This is a genomic window from Citrobacter sp. Cpo126 (assembly GCF_030332445.1).
In the GTDB taxonomy this organism is placed as follows: domain Bacteria; phylum Pseudomonadota; class Gammaproteobacteria; order Enterobacterales; family Enterobacteriaceae; genus Citrobacter; species Citrobacter portucalensis.
In genome coordinates, this window is the sequence record NZ_JAOWHT010000042.1 from 151,308 (window position 1) to 174,336 (window position 23,029).

Genomic DNA, 23,029 nt, shown 5'->3' on the forward strand with positions numbered 1-23,029 from the left:
TTAATGTCTCTCTCTTGTGGCTCTGCTGTTCCAGAGCCACATTAAGGATGACGGAAATAAGTGATTAAGAGCCTATCCCATTAGGCTCTTAGTGGAAACTCAGGAATCGGTTTGAAAGAAATGCAGAGGATCTTTTAATCGTTTTCTCTAAGGAAAACAGTATAGGATTTTGTAAACTACAAAAATGAGATGTTTTGTTATCTCTTTTATCTATAACAGGAAAGGGGTAAAAAACCTTATTTTTAGGGAAGCATTCTGTATAAATGCTCATATGGTTTAATACTTCGCTGTTCAATGGTTTGGCCTTGTTACATATCTCGTTGGCGAATGCGCTGCATTTGCTGCAATTACAACGACATGCAGAATAGTCAGTCGAGATGAGGGAATCATTATTGCCAATGTTAAATCCTAGCTTTCCTCGCCGGATATAAGCATCCATTATTCCACTGGCTTCATATTTTAGCAGTAATCCCTCCCGTTCACTCCGCGTTAAAGATGGCGATAATATATAACTCAGCAATAAGGTGGTTCTTTCATTTATGGATGGATATAGATTTAAATTGTTGTTCTGTTTCGTCTTAATGATGAAATAGGACGCGATGACAAAGCCAAGGCATCGAGCGGTACTCATCTGCAGATCCCAGCTGTCTTTTTGTACGGTATATTCGTAAGTTACAGGCATGAGTGAATGTTCGTACGCTAGAAAGTCGGCAATAAACTCCATGGTCCTGATATACGGAAGTTGGTTGCCATTCATCTTGATGTATTGATGCTGGCAACACATCAAATGAACCAATTCATGAAAGAAAACGAAGTTCATAAAAGAGCGGGCGGTGTTAAGAGATACCTCTACTGAATGTATGTCAACGCGATTGGCTATAATACATAGCGCTGTATCGGCTAAGGCTGTGTGTTTAAATATGGAGGCAAGATCGAGACTGATGTTTAAGTTGTATGTTCCTGCAACAATAATTACCCATGAATAGAATCTGTGATTAATTGCAATATATGCAATATCTTCGTGGATAACTATCTGGATTAATGGTTCATTTTCGTTCACAAAACCCCATACGGTTTTGTTCACCGGGATGAGAGAGTCTTTACCCAACCAGGCTTCGATCATCAAATCCAGCTCAGTAAATGAGTACCATGTAATATCGGTATCAATATTTTCAGGTGAACACCAGGATTGATAAGGCCATGCGTCAGGCATTGTGTCAGGGAATACAACATTGTTTAATGATTCTCGTATTTGATTCATTTTGCTATACGCCATCAATCAATTGCTTTGCTTACTACCAGAAGAGAAGCGTAACTTGCTGTTCTGGTAACCTATTTTTCTCCTTAGAATGTGAAAGTGGTGCTTTTAACGTTGGCCGGTTTTTCTTCCCGCCAGGTTGTGCCAGTGTACGATCCTTCTGGATTTACAGTTTCTCCAAAATTCAGGTTAGTAAAATTGTTATCACCCGAAAGTATGAAAAAATGCTCTATCTTATTTTTTATCAGCGCATCGATGTAACCTGGAAATTTGAAAATACGCTGTTTCTGCTTTATTTAAGCATAAAGACAAGTGTAGGATAATTTCATATAGAAATAAAATTAACAAAGAACTGTCGTAGGCAACGTATTGAAAATAATATTTGTTTTTAATGTAAAGTTGCTGGCATAGAAATGTGCATAGGAATGTCCAACGTAAACGGCTATTTGATGGCGGCTTTCCACCATGCCATCCTAACGGGAGGTTCGTCAGATGAGGGGCATTTTCCGTATTTTTACGGTTCTAATGCTTACTACGCTATTGATATTAATAACTTTGTTAAGAATGAACCCTAATAAATGAAAGACCTGTCCTACATATGTAGGAATTTTCCTTTACGTTGTGTTAATGATTTGATGTTTACAAAGGCTCAAAGTTTAATTTTTGTAAATCAAAATGTTATTTTTATGATTTATTCATTCGAATTATGAAAAAATAATAAAATATACGCGTGGCTATGCTAGAATTTTCCTCTTAAAGTCTTGCGTTTATAAAACATAATATTGAAGACTCATCTGCTCTATAGCCATCGCCTCTCTTTATTTATCGGGATTCTTATACGCAATGAACGCGATAATCGTTGACGATCACCCATTGGCTCGCATTGCCATCCGCAACTTACTCGATACCAATGGTATCGCTGTGACCACCGAACTCGACTGTGGGGATCAAGTGGTTCAAACCGTTGAAAAAACTAAACCGGAGCTGTTGATTATCGATGTGGATATTCCGGGTATCAGTGGCATCGAAGTGCTGGAGCAGCTGAGAAAGCGGCACTATGCTGGTGTAATCATTATCATTTCAGCCAAAAATGAATTTTTTTACGGCAAACGTAGCGCCGAATACGGTGCTAACGGATTTGTGAGTAAAAAAGAAGGTATGAATAATATTCTTGCCGCAATTGAAGCAGCAAAAAATGGATATAGCTATTTTCCCTTTTCCCTTGAGCACTTTACTGGTTCATCCGTCAGCGAGCAGGATAAGCTTGATACGTTGTCGAACCAGGAAATGAGAGTATTGCGTTATATCCTTAATGGCATGGATTACAGCACAATTGCCAGCAAAATGAATATCAGTAATAAAACGGTAAGCACCTATAAAAGCCGGTTGATGGAAAAATTAGATTGTTCATCATTAATGGAAATTTATGATTATGCGCAGAGAAATAAAATAGGATAGAGTAATGCTGGAACGCTTTTTTATTTTTTTGATGGTCATCTTTACCATCGGGTTGTCTACGGGTGTAAGCTCAGCTCGGCAAGTTGAGCTAAAAAGTAACTATAATACCTCAGTGCAAAATATCGGCTTGAACAGGGAAGAAACAAACTGGTTAGCGCATAAAAAAACCTTGGTTGTTGGCACCTGGTTACCGGAAGTCTCCCCCATTGTTTATCAAAATAGCGGTGAATATTATCGGGGCGTCAACGCGGATTACCTTGCGTTAATGCAAAAGAACCTCAATCTAAAAATCATTATAAAGCAGTATGATAATGAGCAAGAGGCGCTGGCCGCGCTCGCCAATAACGATGTTGATACGCTGATAACCCAACTGTCCCGACGCCAGGATGTTGGCGGGAATTTGTTGCGTACTTCGGCATTGCTGACCACGTGGCCGACGCTTGTAACATCGCTAAAAAACACTATGCTGCCGCTGACCTCGAACCATCAGGTTAGCGTCGCGTGTGTGCGGGATTGCCCTTTTCTCGATGTTATCCAGGGGGCTTTTCCTGAGGCTAAAGTCTCATTTTATGACGATGAGTATCAGGCTATGGCGTCGGTAGTGAATGGCGATAATCAATATTATATTGGTAACAATATCACCAGCAGTCATTGTATCTCTCGATACTTCTCACAATCACTGGTTATTACGCACTACTTTGATAAGCAAGAACAATATAATTATTTTGTCGTTAACGAAGATCAGCCTGTATTAAGAAATATTCTTGATGGTTTCATTACGTCAATCAGTAATGAAATTCATATGCAAGTCATGCAGAACTGGTTGAACCGCGGCAACCTTGCCTATCTGAATGCGCCTATTCCTTTCACCGATCAGGAAAAAGCGTGGTTGAAGAAAAAGCATGTTATCCGCATTTTAATCAACCCAGATTACTCGCCCTATACGCTGGTCGATCGCAGTGGTGAGTTACGCGGTATTATTGGTGATTTGCTGAATATTATACATCTGCAAACGGGGCTCGATTTTGAACCCATTTTAGCTAGCTCCAAAAGTGAGCAGACAAAGCAAATAAGCGGCGAACAGTGGGATATGTATCCCACTATCACGCTAACTCATCAAAACCCAAGCAATTCGGCCTTTAGCGATCCGCTGATGAATGTGGCATTTGTGATGATCACTTCCCGTGAGGAAACCGCCGAATCGCTACTGGAGAAGCCGATACGTATTGCTTTGCCTGCCGGGCATGTGCTGGAAAGCGAGCTGAAGCAACGCTATCCGCAGGCCACCTGGGTGAATGCGGATACTGGCAGTGTTGCGATGGCCATGGTCAAGGAGGGCAGCGTTGATGCGGCAATCGCTACCGAATTGTCGGCAAGATTTATGGTCGATCATTACTACCAGAAAAATATGCACTTTTTTAGGCTTCCAGATATGCCTGGTGCGTCGGTAAGTTTTGCAATCTCTCCCCGCGAGCCGATGTTGAAGTCTGTTATGGATAAAGCGCTACAGGCCATACCGCCACGTGAAATTTTGCAGATGACGGAGAGGTGGTCGAAAATTTCCAATACGCAGGTCGATTTCTGGAGTCGATATAGCAAACAGTTCTATCAACTGGGGATATTCGCGCTGCTGCTGATAGCAATTAGCCTGATCTGGGGGATCTCACTCTCCCGTGAGGTAAATAAAAGGAAACAATCGCAGCGGCTACTGGAAGAGCAGCTTCATCTCAAAGAAGCATTATCTCAAGAACTGGAAAACGAAAAGAATAAAGCGATTGAAGCAACCAAGGCCAAAAGTCGCTTTCTGGCGAGTATGAGCCATGAATTACGTACTCCGGTAAGTTCGATTGTTGGCTTTGTGGAATTACTGTCGAGTTCAGAACTCAGCCCGGCACAGCGAAAAGAGGCGATTGCCCTTACCGGGGCGACGGCCCAGTCATTGCTTGGACTGATCGGTAAGATTCTGGATGTGGATAAGATTGAGTCTGGTAAATACCAGGTTGTTCCTCAATGGACGGATCTCTCGCAGCTCATTGAATTGCAGTGTCACTCTTTCGATGCCTTAGCCAGACAGAAAGGCATTACGCTTGCCTGCGTTAGCCAGTTGCCGGCGAACGAGCGGGTATTTGTCGATCAGCAGGCTTTGCGGCAAATTCTCACCAACCTGGTGGGTAATGCGTTGAAGTTTACCGAGCAGGGCAGCATTCATGTAACGGCCCGTTTGACGCCTGAGGGGGAGAATCACGGTACCCTGACTATTGCCATTAGCGACACCGGTTGCGGTATTAGTGAAGAGGAGCAGGCGGGGCTGTTTCAGCGTTACGCCCAGGGACGCTGCGGGCGTCAACAAACCGGTTCTGGACTGGGGTTATTTATCTGCAAAGAACTGGTGACGTTGATGGGTGGGACGCTGGAGTTGATGAGCGTCCCGTTGCAAGGAACCACGTTTACCATAACGCTGCCGGTTGAAACAGCTCGACAGTCGATTGTATCGGATGGCGATGCGCCCGGTACTCTGTTACCGCTTCCGTGTCTGTCTATTTTGATAGCTGACGATAATCCAACCAATCGCCTGCTGCTCAAGCGACAGTTGAATGCCATTGGCTACAGCGTGGATGAAGCGTGTGATGGGGAGGAAGCAGAAGCCAAACTGGCGAAGAAATCGTACGATCTGCTGATAACCGATGTAAATATGCCGAAAAAAGACGGGTTTGATCTCGCGGCTTCGCTACGTCGTCAACAGCCGAATTTACAAATATGGGGACTGACGGCCAGCGCACTTCCACAGTCACGCGATCGATGCCTGCAAAATGGTATGAACTTGTGCCTGTTCAAGCCTGTGTCGATTCAGACACTGACCCATGAATTGAGTAAAATCGAAACCGGTTATGCGTCTCCTTGTACAATCCGGCATTTGAAATTCAATGTGTTGACGGAAAATACCGGCGGCGATCGCGCACTGATGAACGAGATTCTCGAGACATTTCGCGAGGCAACGCTGAATGATATACAAGCGGCTGAGAAAGCCGTTCTGCAAGATGAACCTCAGCTGTTTTTGCGAGCCCTTCACCGGTTGCATGGCTCGGCGCAAATTCTGGGTATCACTGCGCTACAGAACCTGTGCGAACCTTTCGAATCCAGACGACATGACGATCTTTCTCTGTCAGAACGCGAGGAGGCATTGCAGAAGATTATTGCTGTTATGCGGGAAATTGAGATTGAGATAGACAGTCTGATTAGCCATTAATCCCCCTGATCGGGTAGCTGTAGCTGCCCGATCAGGAGAGAAAGTCCTGGTTCAACACTCCGTAGTGCTGAGTACTACTGGCCTGCGCCGATCATCTCGCTATCGACCACAATGCCATCTTCAGCACCTTTTAACACAAGGTTTGCTTCATAGTATTTACCGGAAGTCAGCAGTTTTTGCGCGCTGGCAACGGCTTTACGAGTCTGATTCAGAGGCATCAGGTATTGGGTCTGAAGCACGCTGATACCAGCCAGTTGCAGAGTATCCACTGCACCTTTCCAGTCGCCTTTGGCCATTTTGCCATTCGCTGTTTTGATAGCGGATTCTTTGGCCGGAGTCGCAATATAGTCTTCTGACAGCGCGACCGTAGCGTTAATAACCACGTACTGATCGTCAATCATCTTGGCTTTAGGCGCAGCTTTTACAAATTTCGCCCAATCTTTGCTGTCGCCTGCCAGCAGGGAAGCCGCGTCATCGGTTAATTTTTTAGCGCTGTCAGGCTGTCCATGAAACAGGGCCAGACGAGCAAGCTGAATATCACGCATCGCATTTGCGCCTTGCACTGCGACCTGCATAACATCGGCAGCTTCTTTTTGTACATTTGCGGTAGCAGCTTGCGCCGGAGTGGTTGTGGTAGCAGTAGCAGCCATCACTGGTGCTGAACCCATCATGGTTGCAAGCACACCCGCAAGAATAATCTTTTTCATTACTTTCTCCTGAATAAATTTGGTATATGTCACCAAACGCAATAAGCATATTAAATAATGTTAAAGAGAGGAATCAGAGCCAAGATAGAATAATGACCGTTTAATCCTACAAGTGTCAGATGTCTGACATGTGTAGGAATATACGCATATCGACATTCTCTTGTTCTTATATACGCTTCCTTAGTGGAAGTCTTATCATTCCATTGTAAGTAACATATGTTGAGTGAGTAATAATTCTTGTGTCAACAGGTTACATTGCGTTTATGTATAACGGAGGATGTATGTTTGTTTTTAATCAGCGTAGCCTGAGAGCGTTTAATGAAAAAACACTCGTTCATTATAAAAAGCACGCGACGATTATGGCGGTGTTGATGTTGATTTGTGGCATCTGCTGCTTGATTTATCCGATTGCTGCAGGTGTTTATTTAAGCTATGCAACCGGCTTTATGTTCCTGGTATGTGGTTTCTATTCTATTTATAGCCTGTTTAGCTCAGGTAAAAAGCAATTGAAAGCCAAATTTACCTATGCCTTTTTTGCTATCGCGTGGTTACTGCTGGGTTACTGTTTCCTCGTGAATCCTGTGATAGGCATGAATTCACTGGCAATGGTATTTTGCTGCCTGTTTATTCTGGGGGGGATTTTTCGTATCGCCTCTGGGGTCAAACTGTTCCGTAGCCCGGGTTATGGATGGAACATTTTTATTGGTATTTTTGACCTGCTTATTGCCGGCGTATGGCTGAATATGGATCCCGACAGATCGTATGTATTTACCTCAATTTTTATTGGTGTCGAGATGATCTTTAGTTCTTTAGCTTTTATCAGTCTGCGTAGAAATGCGACGCTGGTTAAAACTGATAAGCTCGCCGATAAAAATTAATGCTAACTCTGGAGCGCATAGTGAATATTAAGATGATGGTTTCTGCAGCTATTCTTGTGACCTCTGTTATGGCGCCAATAACCCGTGCTTTGGCTACTCAGGCAACGGAAGCTGCGCCACAAGATATGACCTGTAAAGAATTTGTTGATATGAGTCAGCAATACAAGACGGCAATTGCCTTTGTGATTGTTAATAAAAATTCTGACTTTAAAGGCGATGATTATGTTCCCCTGCATGAGGTGGAAACGGAAGCTGTACCGAAAATGGTTAAAATGTGCCATCAGCATCCGAATACAAAACTGGGTGAACTGGCTGTAAATCTGAAAGGTTCCGGTCTGCACTATTGATTAACCGTTTTGATAGCCTGGCTTTTGTTAGAATTGACAACCTCTGTTCCTACCCTCAGTCGTTCCTTATAAAAAATCCGCGTAATTTACCCTGCTATCCACGAGAAACTCGCTGGATAGCCGTGCCCGCTAATAACCGTAGACCTGACAAACGAAGCCCCATCCCTGGGAATTTAATAATCTAAACCCAGGGATAGGGCAGGGGATCAGCGTCGAGCTTTAAATCGCGCTAACGTATTTTCAACGAGGACAAAGAACACTGGAACAAAATAGATTGCCAGTACCGTCGCGGCCAGCATCCCACCGATAACCCCCGTACCGACGGCATTTTGCGCACCAGAGCCCGCGCCGTTGCTTATTGCCAGTGGAATAACCCCCAGGATGAAGGCCAGTGAGGTCATCAGAATTGGACGTAAGCGCATTTGCGCGGCTTCCACTGCGGCTTCAAGCGGCGTTTTCCCTTCTTTCTGCATAATCTCGACGGCAAACTCGACGATCAGAATGGCGTTTTTAGCCGACAGCCCCATGGTGGTGAGCAGGCCGACCTGGAAATAAACATCATTGCTCAGGCCGCGCAGATCGGTAGCCAGCAAAGCGCCGACCACCCCGATTGGCACAACCAGCATCACCGAGAACGGGATCGACCAGCTTTCATACAGAGCCGCCAGCGCCAGAAACACGACGATCAGCGAAATGCCGTACAGCATTGGTGCCTGGTTTGTGGATAGCGCCTCCTGATAAGACAGACCGGTCCAGGCATAGCCGACGCCTGCGGGCAGTTTATTAATCAGCGATGCCATAAATTTCATCGCATCACCGCTGCTTTTCCCTTCAACCGGCTGGCCCAGAATTTCCATTGCTGGTTGACCGTTGTAGCGTTCAAGGCGAGGAGAACCGTAGGTCCACTCGGTGGATGAGTAGGCGGAAAGCGGGGTCATGGAACCGGAGGCGTTACGTACGTACCAGTGGTTGATATTGTCCGGCAACATACGGAACGGCGTATCGGCCTGGACATACACTTTTTTTACGCGCCCCTGGTTCAGGAAATCATTGACATAGCGACTACCAAACGCGGTGGAGATGGTCTGATTAATATCCGATAACGCAACGCCCATAGCTTCAGCCTTTTTGGCGTTGACGTGAATGCGGAACATCGGTGTATCTTCCAGACCGTTCGGACGCACCCCGTCGACCTCACCGGATGACTGGTTGGCCAAAGCCAGAAGCTGGTTCCGCGCCTGCATCATTTTTTCATGCCCAAGATTACCGTTATCCAGCAGCTCCATATCAAACCCTGATGCGGTGCCCAATTCTGCGACCGCCGGTAAATTGAACGGATAAACGACGGCATTATTGATGGTGCTTAAGGCCATCATGGCCCGTCGAATAATGGCGGTAACCGAGTTTTCTTCGCCAACGCGTTCTGACCAGGGCTTCAGGCTGATAAACGCCAGACCGTTGTTTTGTCCCTGGCCGCTGAAACCAAATCCGCCGACGGTGAAAACGGAAGCAACGTTTTTCTGCTCTTTCGTCAGGTAGTAGTCGGTTATTTCCCCGAGCACTTTACTGGTGTTCACCATCGTTGAACCCGAAGGCAATTGTGCCGTGGTCATGAATACCCCCTGATCTTCTTCAGGCAGAAACGAGGTCGGAGTGCGTAAAAACAGCACAATCATGCCCGCGCCAATGACTAAATAGACGACCATATAACGGCCTGTGCGACGTAGCAGTCTACGGGTGCTGTCCGTGTAGTGCTGAGTGCATTTCTCCATGAAGTGATTGAAACGGGTAAACAGAAAATGTGTGTTTTCCTTTTCTCCTTCGTGGGATTTCAACAACATAGCGCAAAGTGCAGGCGTCAGGCTCATTGCCACAAATACCGACAGCAGCATGGAGGAGATCAAGGTGATGGAAAACTGACGGAAAATTTCACCCGTTGCCCCGCTCATAAATGCCATTGGCATAAACACGGCGGATAAGACGACGGCAATACCGACCAGTGCTCTCTGGAGCTGACCCATCGCTTTATGCGTCGCCGCTTTTGGTGACAAGTGCTCTTCGGCAATAATACGTTCTACGTTCTCAACCACCACGATGGCATCATCGACTAACAGCCCTATCGCCAGCACCATGCCAAACATCGTGAGCGTGTTAATCGAAAAACCGGCGACGTCGAGTATTGCAAAGGTTCCGAGGATAACCACCGGAACGGCGATAGTGGGGATAAGCGTCGCACGGAAACTCTGCAAAAACAGATACATGACGAGGAATACCAGAATGATTGCCTCGATCAAAGTATGAAAAACACCCTGAATCGAAATCTCGATAAACGGCGTGGTGTCATAGGGATAAACGGTTTTCATACTGGCCGGAAACCAGGCCGATAATCTGTTCAGCTCTTGTTTGACCGCCTGGGACGTTGCCAGGGCATTGGCACCAGCGGCAAGTTTAATCGCAATCCCGGCGGCGGGTTTGCCGTTGTAACGTGCAACCGTTGCATAATTTTCTGCACCCAGCTCAATGCGCGCGACATCGCGCAGCAGAACCTGAGAACCATCTTGCTGAACTTTAAGGAAGATCTTGCCAAATTCATCGGTCGTTTGCAGACGCGTCTGGACGATTATCGACGCATTTAACTGCTGATCGGCTGACTGAGGCATGCCCCCCAACTGCCCGCCAGATATCTGATTATTCTGCACTTTGAGCTGGGTAATGACGTCCTCGGGAGTGAGGTTATACTTGTCGAGCTTTTGTGGATCCAACCAGATGCGCATGGCGTATTGCGAACCGAATAACTGCACGCTCCCCACCCCGGCAGTGCGGCTTAGCGGATCTTTAATGTTCGAGGCCACATAGTCGGCAATATCATATTGGCTCAGGCTGTTATTATCAGAGATAAAACCGGCGACCATTAATATATTGCTGCTGGATTTATCAACGCTGATCCCTTGCTGTTGTACTTCCTGTGGCAAGGAAGGCATCGCCAGCTGTAGTTTATTCTGTACCTGAACCTGCGCAATATCGGGTGACGTACCCGTTTTGAAGGTCAGGATAATCGAGGCATTACCTGCCGCATCGCTGGTGGATGACATATACATCAGGCCATCAAGACCATTCATATTCTGTTCAATCACCTGGGTGACGGAGTCTTCAACGGTCTTTGCGTCAGCCCCTGGGTAGGCAGCGCTGATGGTAATGGTTGGGGGCGCAATTTGTGGATATTGGGCGACAGGCAGGTTCATTATCGCGATACCGCCCGTAAACATCATGATAATAGCGAGCACCCAGGCGAAAACCGGGCGCTCAATAAAAAAGTTGGCCATGAAGAAAGTGTCCTTAATGCCTGAAATATTACTGTTCAGCTACCGTGTCAGGTGTGTTCAGTTTTGAAGGGAGGACCCGGGCTTTGATTCCCGGATGAATTCTTTGTAATCCGGACACAATGACCCGATCGCCAGGATGTAATCCCGCGGTCACTAACCATTGATTACCAACGGCCTTCACTGCGTTTATTTCACGCAGTTGCACTACGTTTTCCTGGTCAAGGATCAGCGCGGTGGCTTTTCCTTGCTCGTTATGCGTAATTCCTTGCTGGGGGACCATCAACACGTTTTGTTGACTGCCTTCGTCCAGCAACGCCGTGACATACATACCGGGTAAAATTTCACCTTCAGGATTGGGAAATACGGCGCGCAGGGTTACCGAACCGGTGGTCTCATCAACAGCGGGATCGGAAAACTCAAGCGTACCGGTATGGCGATAGGGCTTGCCGTTTTCCAGCATCAGTTCAACCGGAATTTTGCCTTGTTGCTGGGCGATTTGGCCGTTGGCTTTCTCTTCTTTCAGGCGTAAGAAGTCCTGTACTGATTGGGTTAAATCAACATAAATCGGATCTAATCTCTGAACGGTGACCAGCGCGTTTTCCTGATTGGCAGTAACCAGGGCACCCACGGTCACGGAAGATTTGCCGCTAATGCCATCAATGGGCGAGGTAACATTGGCGTATCGAAGATTGATGGTGGCTTGTTCAAGATCCGCTTTAGCGACGGCAACATTGGCTTGCGCTTCATTAAGCTGTGAACGCGTCGTGTCATAGTCCTGGCGGCTGACGTAATTAGATTTTATTAACGCTGACTGCCGATTGAGTGTCAGACGAACATTATTGGCGGTAGCTTGTGCCTTTGCCAACGCGCCTTTGGCTGAGTCCAGTCGTGCCTGCAGCGGGGCAGGATCAATTTGATACAGTGATTCTCCTTTGCTGACTTTATCGCCTTCAACAAAGTTGCGTTTTATGATGATCCCACCAACCTGAGGGCGGATTTCGGCGATCTCGAACGCAAGCGCTCGACCCGGAAGTTCACTTTTAATATTTACTGAGGAGGGCGCTAAGGTAACAACGCCGACCTCGGGCTCCATGGCGGTTTTTACTGCAGGTTTATTATCGCAGGCGGTGATGATGACGCTACTAAAGAATAATGGTATCAACAGTAAGCATTTTCTGTTCATAGTAATCCCTGAATAATGTATAAACACAAATGTTCTTTTATTGCATGCAGGGTGGGGGAGTTGTCGGTAAATAACAAAAGATGGTCAGGCATGAGAAGGGTAAAGCCCATTTCTTCGCTAAAGAATTAGCGGTTAAAAATTATATGTAACAGGAAGAATGCATGTTAAGCGAAGGATCTCATGAAGCAGGATGGCGCAATAAGATAAACGCGGGGTGATGAGAAGGGGTGTTTGCCAACACCTGACTCCGGAATATAGTCACGCCATCTTACCTCTGGGATTATTTCACTAGCTCCGGAGTTACCTGAGTGACTGTATTGGCGTAGTAAGGCGCTCCCCACATCGGCTCAGGCCAGAATGCGCCGTAACCATAATCCCACATGTTATAGGTGGTGTTGACAGACTCAGTTAAATGCCAAACCTGGATTCCTTGTAAATCAACTTTAACAAAGTTGTACGGGACTTTGTTGATGAATCCTGACTCATCTCCTTGAATTGTTCCCAAAATGGTCACGAAATGGTTTCTGTAGTTTACCGGATCGAGGAAACCTTTCTGCTGGGCAAGAATACGTCCCTGATAGCTCGCGTCTATTTGTGGCTTAGCAGAGTCGTTCAGTGGCAAAACGGCGATTTCCAGCAACGTATCATTTTTGGTGTTAATCACATTGATGACTTTACCACCAAAGCGAGCCTGTTGACCGGTATATAAACCGGGCTGGTTATGCACGGAGATAAAGTTTTTTTGGATATCGGGTTGATTATTACCTTTGATATTCTCAGGAATGGAAGCACATGATGCCAGGGTGAAAGCAAGGGCAATAATCATCAACCCTTTTGTATTTTTCATTTTACTTTCCTGCTTAAAAAAGACAGGTCTATAGTAAACCTTTGCGTATTATTGTCAGCATGCGCATTGTTGATTATCTAATATTAATATAATTGTAGCTTATGGTAATAACGGATTGTATTTTATCTGGTCGCTGAATGAGGGCGATATTTTCAACGACCATAAAAGTAACGGCTGGCATCACGGTTTCACGTAACGCTGGCGGGAATGTAATAAAGCGGATCGTCAATTTTTGAGGTGCTCATCACCCGACAGAATGACCGTTTTCATTACTCCCGTCACCCAGACGGTAAGCCAGCGCCACCACTAGCGACTGCACCAGGCACAGCGTCGCAGACTGGGATCGAAACGCGTCAACCTGCGCCTCTTTCACCACAAAGCAGAGATCGCTGAACGTGGCCAGCGGGCTTATCTGGCTGTCGGTAATCACGATCTGGCGCGCGCCGGCATTGGCCGCAGTTTCGCTGACCATCAGCGTTTCTTCCGCATAAGGCGAGAAGCTAATCGACACCACGATATCCTGCGCTTTGATGCGGTTAATCTGCTCGCGCAGCATTCCGCCCATTCCGTCGAGCAAAATAGGACGACACTCAAGATGGCTCAGGGCGTAGGTGAGATAGGCCGCTACGCTAAACGAACGACGCAGACCTGCAATGTAAATGGTGTCGGCTTCTGCCAGCAATTGTACGGCGCGTTCCAGCATTTCAGGTTCGGCACGGGCTGCCAGCTGCTGGAGCGCCTGGGTATTCGAACGGGCGAACTCCTGCAGGATATCGAGCGGGGTTTCCGGTACGGCTTCGCTTTCCATCTCACGGAACATGCGCGCGCGGTCGCTGTAGCTGGCGGTTTCCTCTACCAGGTTCATACGAAACAGCTGTTTCATTTCGTTGAAGCCGGTGAAGTCAAAGGCGTTGGCGAAGCGGATCAGCGTAGAGGGGGGCACTCCGGCACGTTCAGCAATGACGGCAACCGTATCAAAGGCCACGCTATTGGTATTATCCAGCACATAGCGGGACACCTGCTGCAGCCTCTTACTCAGGCTATCGTAGCGATCGCGGATTTGCTGCTGCAGCTCGTTCAGGCTGGTTGCTGTTGTCATTTTACCTCCTGGTACATAGTTTTATGATTCTAAACGCAAAACCGCGTCTTTGAAATGTCACTCATTCATCTGGCTGTAAAAACGAAACAAAAGCTTCAGGCTTGTCGTCCGCTGAAACGTTATGCCAGTGCACGCTAATCATGCGATTCCGCTTGTTAACATAAAAACCCATCCTTGATCACATTAATCATTATTTATTTTATTTCAACTTAAAATGGAATGTTTGTTTCATATATAGTACACAGATAACAGTGTTCAGGTAACAGTCACGTATCAACAGCGAGAGGTTAAGGATGGAGACAGTAGCGAATTTTATCCACGGCGAATGTGTCACCGGTTCAGGCCAGCGCGTTCAGGCAATCTTCAACCCGGCCACCGGCGAACAGATCCGCCAGGTGGTGATGAGTACTACACAGGAAACCGAGCAGGCCATTGCGGCAGCGCACGACGCATTCCCCGGGTGGGCGCGCCATTCTCCGTTAAAACGTGCGCGAGTGATGTTCCGCTTTAAGGCGCTGTTGGAAGAAAACATGGAGAGGCTGGCTCGCATCATCAGCGAAGAGCATGGCAAGGTATTCTCTGACGCAGTTGGTGAGCTGACCCGCGGCCTGGAAGTGGTGGAGTTTGCCTGTGGCATCCCACATCTGCAAAAGGGCGAACACTCAGCCAACGTAGGGACCGGCGTCGATAGCCATTCGCTGATGCAACCGCTCGGGGTTTGCGTCGGGATCACGCCGTTTAACTTTCCGGCAATGGTACCGATGTGGATGTTCCCCATCGCGCTGGCAACCGGGAATACTTTCGTGCTGAAACCCTCAGAAAAAGACCCTTCTCTCGCCCTGGCACTGGCGAAACTGCTGCAAGAAGCCGGATTGCCTGACGGCGTGTTCAACGTCGTGCAGGGGGACAAAGAGTCCGTTGACGTGCTGTTAACTGACCCGCGCGTGCAGGCCGTGAGTTTTGTCGGCTCTACGCCGATTGCGGAATACATTTATCAGACGGCATCCGCCCACGGTAAGCGTTGCCAGGCGTTAGGTGGCGCTAAAAATCACTGCATTTTAATGCCGGATGCCGACATGGATATGGCAACCAACGCCATTATGGGGGCCGCTTACGGCGCGGCGGGTGAACGCTGCATGGCGCTTTCGGTCGTGCTGGCGGTAGGGAATAAAACGGCAGATGAGCTGTGCTCGAGACTGGAAAAACAGATTGCGGCGCTGCGTGTCGGGCCGGGGCTTGATCAGACACCGGAAAATGAAATGGGGCCGCTTATCTCCTCGGTACACCGTAATAAAGTGCTCGGTTATATCGACAGTGGGGAATCGCAGGGGGCCAGCCTGCGCGTGGATGGTCGACGTTTTAGCGTTAAAGGCCATGAGCAGGGTTATTTTGTCGGGCCGACCCTGTTTGATAACGTCACGCCGGAGATGACCATTTATAAAGAAGAGATTTTTGGACCGGTGCTTTCTGTGGTGCGCGTAGCAGATTACAGCAGCGCGGTGGAACTGATTAACCGTCATGAATATGGTAATGGCACGGCAATTTTCACACGTGACGGCGGCTGTGCACGTCGCTTCTGCGAAGAAGTGCAGGCGGGCATGGTGGGCGTAAACGTGCCAATTCCGGTGCCGATGGCGTTCCACAGTTTTGGCGGCTGGAAGCGGTCTATTTTTGGTGCGCTGAACGTTCATGGTAACGATGGCGTGCGCTTCTACACCCGGATGAAAACCGTCACCGCACGCTGGCCGGAGATGCTGCAGGACACAGGTGCCGCGTTCTCCATGCCAACGCTGGGCTGACAGGAGGGTTTATGCAAACCGAACGTATGACCATGGCTCAGGCGCTGGTCAAATTCCTTAATCAACAATATATCTGTGTCGATGGCGCGGAAACGCCCTTTGTCGAGGGCGTCGCCACCATCTTTGGTCACGGTAACGTGCTTGGCATTGGCCAGGCGCTGGAGCAGGCACCCGGTCATTTGCAGGTGATGCAGGGATGTAATGAGCAGGGAATTGCGCACATGGCGACCGGATTCGCCAAACAGCATCGGCGCCAGCGTATTTTTGCCGTGACGTCATCGGTTGGGCCGGGAGCGGCAAACATGGTGACCGCCGCGGCAACCGCGACGGCGAACCGTATTCCGCTGCTGCTGTTGCCTGGCGATGTCTACGCCAGTCGTCAGCCGGACCCGGTATTGCAGCAAATTGAGCAATACCATGACCTTGGCATCAGTACCAACGACTGCTTCCGCCCGGTCTCGCGTTACTGGGACCGGATTAACCGCCCGGAGCAGTTAATGAGCGCGATGCTAAACGCGATGCGAACGCTTACTGACCCCGCAGATACTGGTGCCGTAACTATTTGCCTGCCACAGGATGTGCAGGGGGAAGCCTGGGACTATCCGCAGAGCTTCTTTGCGCGCCGCGTTCATTTGATCGAACGTCGACCACCCGACCCGCAGCGTCTGGCGATGGCGCGGGCGCTGATTGCCCGCAAACGCCGTCCGCTGGTGGTATGCGGCGGCGGGGTACGATATTCCGGCGCGCATGAGGCGTTTCGTACGTTTGTTGAAACGCTGCAACTGCCGTTTGCCGAAACTCAGGCCGGAAAGGGAGCACTGGTTAGTGACCACCCACTTAACCTCGGAGGCATTGGGGTAACTGGAGGGATGGCAGCGAATCAGCTCGCACCGCAAGCCGATCTGGTGATCGGCATTGGTACGCGCCTCACAGACTTTACCACCGGTTCGAAAGCGCTGTTTTCTCATCCGGAGGTTGAGTTCCTGCTGCTGAACGTGGCGGAGTTTGACGCACTGAAGCTTGATGCCACTGCGCTTATCGCCGACGCCCGTACCGGGCTTAAGGCATTAACCGAAACACTGAAAGACTACCGCAGCGATTGGGGGAAGGAGGTCGCTAAGGCGCAAGAGGCCTGGCGCGATGAGTGCCAACGTTTATGGGAGCGCGACTGGCGTCCCGACGACGAACCCGAAGTGGCTGGGCATCTTGACGCTCAGCTGGCGGAATATGGCAACACGCTAAACACCCGGTTGACCCAGACGAAGGTGCTGGGGCTTATCAATCAGCACATTGAAGATAACGCTATCGTCGTAGGGGCCGCCGGATCGCTACCTGGCGATTTACAGCGTATCTGGCAGGTCAAAACCCCGGACAGCTATCACCTGGAATACGGTTACTCCTGTATGGGCTATGAGATTGCGGCTGCTATTGGAGCCAGGCTGGCGAAGCCGCAGCAGCCGGTATATGCCATGGTGGGGGATGGCTCGTACATGATGCTGCATTCCGAACTACAAACCGCCGTCCAGGAGGGGATAAAAGTCACTATCCTGCTGTTTGATAACGCCAGCTTCGGGTGTATTAACAACCTGCAGATGGGGCATGGGATGGGGAGCTTCGGTACGGAAAACCGTCACCGTAATCCGCAAACCGGACGGTTGGATGGGCCGTTGGTGAAGGTCGATTTTGCTAAAAACGCGGAAAGCTACGGCTGTCGGGCATGGCGTGTACATGACGAGCAAAGCCTGCTGGCGGCGCTGGAAGCCTCGCGTGCGCATTCGGGACCTGTGCTGCTGGATATCAAAGTCCTGCCGAAAACCATGACCCACGACTATGCCTCCTGGTGGCGCACTGGCGATGCGCAGGTGGCAGAATCTCCGTCGGTGCGAAAAGCGGCTGAGCAGACGTTTGAGCAGGTGAAAAACGCACGTCAGTACTAAAAGCGATTAATGCCGGATGGCGCTGCGCTTATCCGGCCTGCAGCGGATTCCACCCCCAGTCCGGATAAGTCGTTAGCGCCGTCATCCGGCAACCTGCGACAACGAAATTTTCATTTCATTTTTCCTTTCTCTTCATCCATCGCCTCCTTCCTGAACGGAAGGGGGCCAATTCCTGCATCTTCCCTGTTGTTATGTTGTGATATTGATAACAGATTTTATCTCACTCATCTCAAAAGTGTTAACTTGCACCCAAAAACATAATTTTCACTATTTATAAAAATGAAATAAATGTTTTATTTAAGGGGTCGTTAGTTCATCGCATTCACCAACACCGGGAGCCGTTATGTTTAACATTGCTTTACTGGGCGCTGGCCGAATTGGCCAGGTACATGCAGCTAACATTGCCAGTCACAGTGCAACTACCCTCTGGTCCGTCGTCGACCCGAATCAGGAATTTGCCACCCGTCTTGCCACACAGTACCAGGCTCGTTTGCAAAGCCTGGATGAGGCGATGACGGACCCTAACGTTCACGCCGTGCTGATTGCCTCCGCGACCGATACCCATGCGGATTTGATTGAAATGGCCGCCCGCCACGGCAAAGCCATCTTCTGTGAAAAGCCGGTCCACCTGGATCTGGCCCGTGTACGCGACTGCCTGAAAGTGGTCAAAGAGTACGACGTACCGTTGTTTATCGGTTTCAACCGCCGCTTCGATCCACAGTTTCGCCGTGTGAAAACTGACGCACTGGCCGGGCGTATCGGAAAGCCGGAATCGCTGCTGATCATCTCCCGCGACCCGTCGCCGCCACCTGCGGAATACGTGCGTGTGTCCGGCGGCATGTTCCGTGATATGACCATCCACGATTTTGATATGGCGCGCTTTATCATGGGCGAGGAGCCGGTTTCGGTGTATGCCCAGGGCAGCAATCTGGTGGATCCGGCGATTGGCGAAGCGGGCGATATCGATACCGCGTTCATCGTACTGAAATATGCCTCCGGCGCGATGGCGACCATCGTCAACAGCCGCCGTTCTTCTTACGGATACGATCAGCGCCTTGAGCTGCACGGCTCTGAAGGGCTGCTGTGCGCGGGCAACATTCTCGAAAATCAGGTGCAGCACTACGCGAAGACCGGCTGCACCAGCGCGTTACCTGAACATTTCTTCCTGCAGCGTTATAAATCGGCCTATGCCGCGGAATGGGAACACTTTGTTGCGGTACTGCGCGGCGAAGCGGCCCCTGATTGCAGCGGGGATGATGGCGAGCGTGCGCTGTATCTGGCGGATAAAGCGCTGGAGTCACTGCATAGCCAACGTGAAGTTCTCCTCTGATTGTCACCACAACCTACCCTACACAGAGAGACATAATAATGAAAAAACTGATCTTAGCTGTCCTCATCGCCATGACATCCGGGGCAGCCATTGCTGAAAATGAGCAAATTGTTTTCAGTACGCCAAACCTGGCGATGCCATTTGAAGTTCACATGCAGCGCACGGCGGTGAAAGCCGCAAAAGAGATGGGCGTGAATTTACAGGTCCTGGACGGGCAGGGTAGCTCGCCAAAACAGGTCGCTGACCTGGAAAACGCCATAACTCGTGGCGCACAGGGCTTTATTGTTTCACCGAACGATGTCAACGCGGTGTCCAGCGCGGTAGATGAAATTCAGGATGCGAAACTGCCCGTTGTTACCCTTGACCGCTCTGTTGACAGCCAGAAAAAAGTGCCGCACTTCGGCGCGAACAACTACAAGGGCGGTCAGGCGATTGGCGACTTTGTCAAAACCAAATTCCCTGACGGGGCAGACATTATTCTGCTGACCGGCCAGCCAGGCTCCTCCTCCAACATTGAACGTACTAAAGGCATTCGCGACAGCCTGAAGGCGGGTGGTGAAAAGTACAAGATCGTTGCCGATCAGACCGGTAACTGGATGCGTTCTGAAGGGATGCGCATTGTCGAAAGCGTTCTGCCTTCGTTGCCGAAGCGTCCACAGGTGATCCTCTCCGCTAACGACGATATGGCGTTGGGCGCGATTGAAGCGTTACAGGGACAAGGACTGAAACCGGGTGAAGTTCTGGTCACGGGCTTCGATGCCGTGCCGGAAGCACTGGCGCGTGTGCGCGATGGCTGGCTGGCAGTGACGGCGGATCAGCGTCCTGGCTTTGCGGTGAAAACGGCTATGAGCCAGTTGGTGAATAACGTCCGTGAGAAGACTGCGATCACCGGGGCTGACTACCCGCCAACGCTTATCACCAAAGAGAACCTGCAGCAGGCCGAGCGTATTAGTGAGGCCGGTAACTGATATGTCCGCAGCCGCCGCGCAAGTGGCGGCTCTCTATGAGGAGGAGCAGACCGATGTCGCAACCCTTACTGAAAGTGACCGACCTGGCGAAAAGCTTTTCCGGCGTTTGGGCGCTGAGCAGCGCACAGCTGACCGTCGGAGCAGGCGAAATTCATGCGCTGTTAGGTGAGAACGGTGCCGGAAAATCGACCCTGCTGAAAGCGCTGGCGGGCGCGCAGCCGCAAACACGCGGGGATATTTGGTTCAACGGCGAAACATTGCCGGTAGAAGACTCTCCGGTTGAGCGGCAGAACAAGGGCATTATCACGATTTATCAGGAATTTAATCTGCTGCCCAATATGACCGTCGCCGAGAATATGTTCCTCGGTCGCGAACCGCGTAAACGCAATCTGATTGTTGACGAAAAGGCGGTAAATCAGGAAGCGCAGGTGATTCTGGATTACCTGCAACTGAACGTTGCGCCAACCACGGCCGTGGCCCGACTGAGCGTGGCGCAGCAGCAAATGGTGGAAATTGCGCGGGCGCTGACGCTGAACGCAAAGCTGATCATTATGGATGAACCTTCCGCCGCGCTGAGCGACAGCGAAGTAGAAAGCCTACACCGTGTGGTGCGGGAACTTAAAGGGCGTGGCGTGAGCATTATCTACGTCACCCATCGCCTGCATGAAGTTTTTCAACTCTGCGACCAGTTCACTGTTTTCCAGGATGGACGATTCACCGGGAATGGCGCAGTTGCACAGACCACCGTAGAACAGCTGATCCGCCTGATGGTGGGGCGCGATGTGGCCTTTAATCGCCGTCCGGCCAGCGAAACTCACCATGAAGATAAACCTGTGCGTCTGGCGGTGAAGGGGCTTAGCCGCGAAAAACCGCCGCTGGATCCGCATGGTATCGCGCTGCACGACATTAACTTCCACGTGCATGCTGGCGAAGTGTTAGGCATTGCCGGACTGGTGGGTGCCGGGCGCACCGAAGTGGCCCGCTGCCTGTTTGGCGCCGACAGTTTTACTTCCGGCAGCTTTGAACTTGATGGCGTGCCATATCAGCCGCGCGATCCGCTGTTTGCGCTGGATCAGGGGCTGGCGCTGGTACCGGAAGATCGTAAAAAAGAGGGCGCGGTGCTTGGGCTGTCGATCCGCGACAACCTGTCGCTCTCCAGCCTCTCGTCACTACTGCACTGGCGCTGGTTCGTGAATACCCGCAAAGAGGATGCCCTGATCGAGTCATACCGCCAGGCGCTGCAGATCAAAATGGTCAACAGCGCGCAAGAGGTGCGCAAGCTCTCCGGTGGGAACCAGCAAAAAGTGATCCTCGCGCGCTGCATGGCGCTTAATCCGCGAGTGTTGATCGTGGATGAACCAACGCGCGGCATCGATGTTGGCACCAAATCAGAAGTCCATCAGGTGCTGTTTGATATGGCGAAAAAGGGCGTAGCGGTGATCGTGATCTCCTCCGATCTGCCGGAAGTCATGGCAGTTTCCGATCGGATCATCACGCTAAGTGAAGGCCGGGTGACCGGCGAGATCCACGGCGACGACGCCAACGAAGAGCGGCTAATGACGATGATGGCCATCAACCACAACGCCCTGAATGCGGCATAACGGAGTGATTCATGACGCAGATTATTTCTAAAACGCAGGTTCCAGCCAAACGCGGCGGACGTCTTGATCCCATTGCCTTTTTTGAGCGCTTTGGGGTACTGATTTTCATGATCCTGCTGCTGATTTTCTTTCAGTTACAGAACAGCAATTTTCTTTCTGAACGCAATATTTTCAACATTCTGACCGAAGTCTCCATCTACGGGATCATGGCCGTCGGTATGACGTTTGTCATTCTGACCGCCGGGATCGACCTCTCCGTAGGTTCTATTCTGGCAGTGTGCGCCATGACCGCGGCGTATGTGATTAAAGGGGACAACTTCACCACCGTCGACCCGAACGCCTGGGGCGGCATGAGCTGGCTGATTGGCCTTGGTATCTGTATGGCGATGGGCACCGCGATTGGTTTTCTGCATGGCCTCGGCGTGACCCGCCTGCGTCTGCCGCCGTTTATCGTCACCCTCGGCGGGATGACGATCTGGCGCGGCCTGACGCTGGTGATTAACGACGGCGCGCCAATTGCCGGTTTCGACGCGGGATACCGCTGGTGGGGACGTGGCGAACTGCTCGGTATCTCCATTCCAATCTGGATATTCGCGCTGGTGGCGGTAGGCGGTTATCTGGCGCTGCATAAAACCCGCTGGGGGCGCTTCGTGTACGCCATCGGCGGCAACCCGGAGGCGGCGCGTCTGGCAGGGGTTAACGTGAAGCGCGTGCTGGTGAGCGTCTACGTGTTAATTGGCTGTCTGGCAGGACTGGCGGGCTTCATTCTCAGCGCACGGTTGGGCAGTGCAGAAGCGGTCGCCGGGATCTCGTTTGAGCTACGCGTTATCGCCTCGGTGGTCATTGGCGGTACCTCACTGATGGGCGGCTACGGGCGTATTGGCGGCACCATTATCGGCTCGATCATCATGGGCATCCTGATTAACGGTCTGGTGCTGATGAACGTCTCGGCTTACTACCAACAAATTATTACCGGCTTAATTATCGTTCTGGCGGTGGCGTTCGATACCTACGCCAAGAGCCGTCGCGGCGCATTGTGAGGGTCAT

16 protein-coding genes are annotated in these 23,029 nt (G+C 50.1%); 10 read left to right on the top strand and 6 right to left on the bottom strand.

Annotated elements, in window-relative coordinates; all coding sequences use genetic code 11:
• Positions 1 to 88: 88 nt before the first annotated feature.
• A complete protein-coding gene (locus OGY17_RS20035) occupies positions 89 to 1,261 on the bottom strand; it encodes a hypothetical protein (RefSeq protein ID WP_208743817.1) in 1,173 nt (390 codons plus the stop codon).
• Between the two features lie 840 nt (positions 1,262 to 2,101).
• Between OGY17_RS20035 and evgA the strand changes: the two genes are divergently transcribed.
• The gene (gene evgA, locus OGY17_RS20040) at positions 2,102 to 2,716 is read left to right on the top strand and encodes an acid-sensing system DNA-binding response regulator EvgA (RefSeq protein WP_208743818.1); all 615 of its coding nucleotides are present in this window, start codon (positions 2,102 to 2,104) and stop codon (positions 2,714 to 2,716) included.
• Positions 2,717 to 2,720: 4 nt separating this feature from the next.
• Positions 2,721 to 5,963, top strand: a complete 3,243-nt coding sequence (locus OGY17_RS20045; protein WP_286608139.1) for an ATP-binding protein — start codon at positions 2,721 to 2,723, stop codon at positions 5,961 to 5,963.
• Positions 5,964 to 6,037: 74 nt separating this feature from the next.
• On the opposite strand, the gene OGY17_RS20050 is transcribed toward OGY17_RS20045, so the two are convergent.
• The gene (locus OGY17_RS20050) at positions 6,038 to 6,670 is read right to left on the bottom strand and encodes a YfdX family protein (RefSeq protein ID WP_003826081.1); all 633 of its coding nucleotides are present in this window, start codon (positions 6,668 to 6,670) and stop codon (positions 6,038 to 6,040) included.
• Between the two features lie 281 nt (positions 6,671 to 6,951).
• On the opposite strand from OGY17_RS20050, the gene OGY17_RS20055 reads away from it, so the two are divergent.
• Entirely contained in the window at positions 6,952 to 7,548 is a 597-nt protein-coding gene (locus tag OGY17_RS20055) for a DUF308 domain-containing protein (RefSeq protein ID WP_003826082.1), read from the top strand.
• Positions 7,548 to 7,895, top strand: a complete 348-nt coding sequence (locus tag OGY17_RS20060; RefSeq protein WP_048236597.1) for an HdeA/HdeB family chaperone — start codon at positions 7,548 to 7,550, stop codon at positions 7,893 to 7,895. Before OGY17_RS20055 ends, OGY17_RS20060 begins: the two co-directional genes overlap by 1 nt.
• Before the next feature lie 206 nt (positions 7,896 to 8,101).
• Here the strand turns inward: OGY17_RS20060 and OGY17_RS20065 are convergent, their stop codons facing one another.
• From OGY17_RS20065 to OGY17_RS20080, 4 genes are all read right to left on the bottom strand, one after another.
• On the bottom strand, positions 8,102 to 11,218 hold the full coding sequence (locus OGY17_RS20065; protein WP_048236596.1) for an efflux RND transporter permease subunit: 3,117 nt from the start codon (positions 11,216 to 11,218) through the stop codon (positions 8,102 to 8,104).
• A 28-nt stretch (positions 11,219 to 11,246) separates the two neighbouring features.
• On the bottom strand, positions 11,247 to 12,401 hold the full coding sequence (locus tag OGY17_RS20070; RefSeq protein ID WP_032944652.1) for an efflux RND transporter periplasmic adaptor subunit: 1,155 nt from the start codon (positions 12,399 to 12,401) through the stop codon (positions 11,247 to 11,249).
• Between the two features lie 280 nt (positions 12,402 to 12,681).
• Complete coding sequence (locus tag OGY17_RS20075; protein ID WP_003826090.1) at positions 12,682 to 13,248, bottom strand: Slp family lipoprotein; 567 nt, start codon at positions 13,246 to 13,248, stop codon at positions 12,682 to 12,684.
• 244 nt (positions 13,249 to 13,492) lie between these two features.
• Entirely contained in the window at positions 13,493 to 14,347 is an 855-nt protein-coding gene (locus OGY17_RS20080; protein WP_137377542.1) for a MurR/RpiR family transcriptional regulator, read from the bottom strand.
• Positions 14,348 to 14,640: 293 nt separating this feature from the next.
• Here OGY17_RS20080 and OGY17_RS20085 point away from each other — a divergent pair, with 293 nt between their 5' ends.
• The 6 genes from OGY17_RS20085 to OGY17_RS20110 all read left to right on the top strand — a co-directional run bounded on the left by OGY17_RS20085 (position 14,641) and on the right by OGY17_RS20110 (position 23,022).
• Positions 14,641 to 16,146, top strand: coding sequence for a CoA-acylating methylmalonate-semialdehyde dehydrogenase (locus tag OGY17_RS20085; RefSeq protein ID WP_071444945.1), 1,506 nt, complete (start codon positions 14,641 to 14,643; stop codon positions 16,144 to 16,146).
• A gap of 11 nt (positions 16,147 to 16,157) precedes the next feature.
• Positions 16,158 to 18,083, top strand: coding sequence for a 3D-(3,5/4)-trihydroxycyclohexane-1,2-dione acylhydrolase (decyclizing) (gene iolD, locus OGY17_RS20090; RefSeq protein ID WP_286608143.1), 1,926 nt, complete (start codon positions 16,158 to 16,160; stop codon positions 18,081 to 18,083).
• A 343-nt stretch (positions 18,084 to 18,426) separates the two neighbouring features.
• Entirely contained in the window at positions 18,427 to 19,413 is a 987-nt protein-coding gene (iolG, locus tag OGY17_RS20095; RefSeq protein ID WP_284884430.1) for an inositol 2-dehydrogenase, read from the top strand.
• 38 nt (positions 19,414 to 19,451) lie between these two features.
• Positions 19,452 to 20,381, top strand: a complete 930-nt coding sequence (locus OGY17_RS20100; RefSeq protein ID WP_003839787.1) for a sugar ABC transporter substrate-binding protein — start codon at positions 19,452 to 19,454, stop codon at positions 20,379 to 20,381.
• Between the two features lie 53 nt (positions 20,382 to 20,434).
• Complete coding sequence (locus tag OGY17_RS20105) at positions 20,435 to 21,982, top strand: sugar ABC transporter ATP-binding protein (RefSeq protein WP_286608145.1); 1,548 nt, start codon at positions 20,435 to 20,437, stop codon at positions 21,980 to 21,982.
• A gap of 11 nt (positions 21,983 to 21,993) precedes the next feature.
• Entirely contained in the window at positions 21,994 to 23,022 is a 1,029-nt protein-coding gene (locus OGY17_RS20110; protein WP_003826102.1) for an ABC transporter permease, read from the top strand.
• Positions 23,023 to 23,029 lie beyond the last annotated feature (7 nt).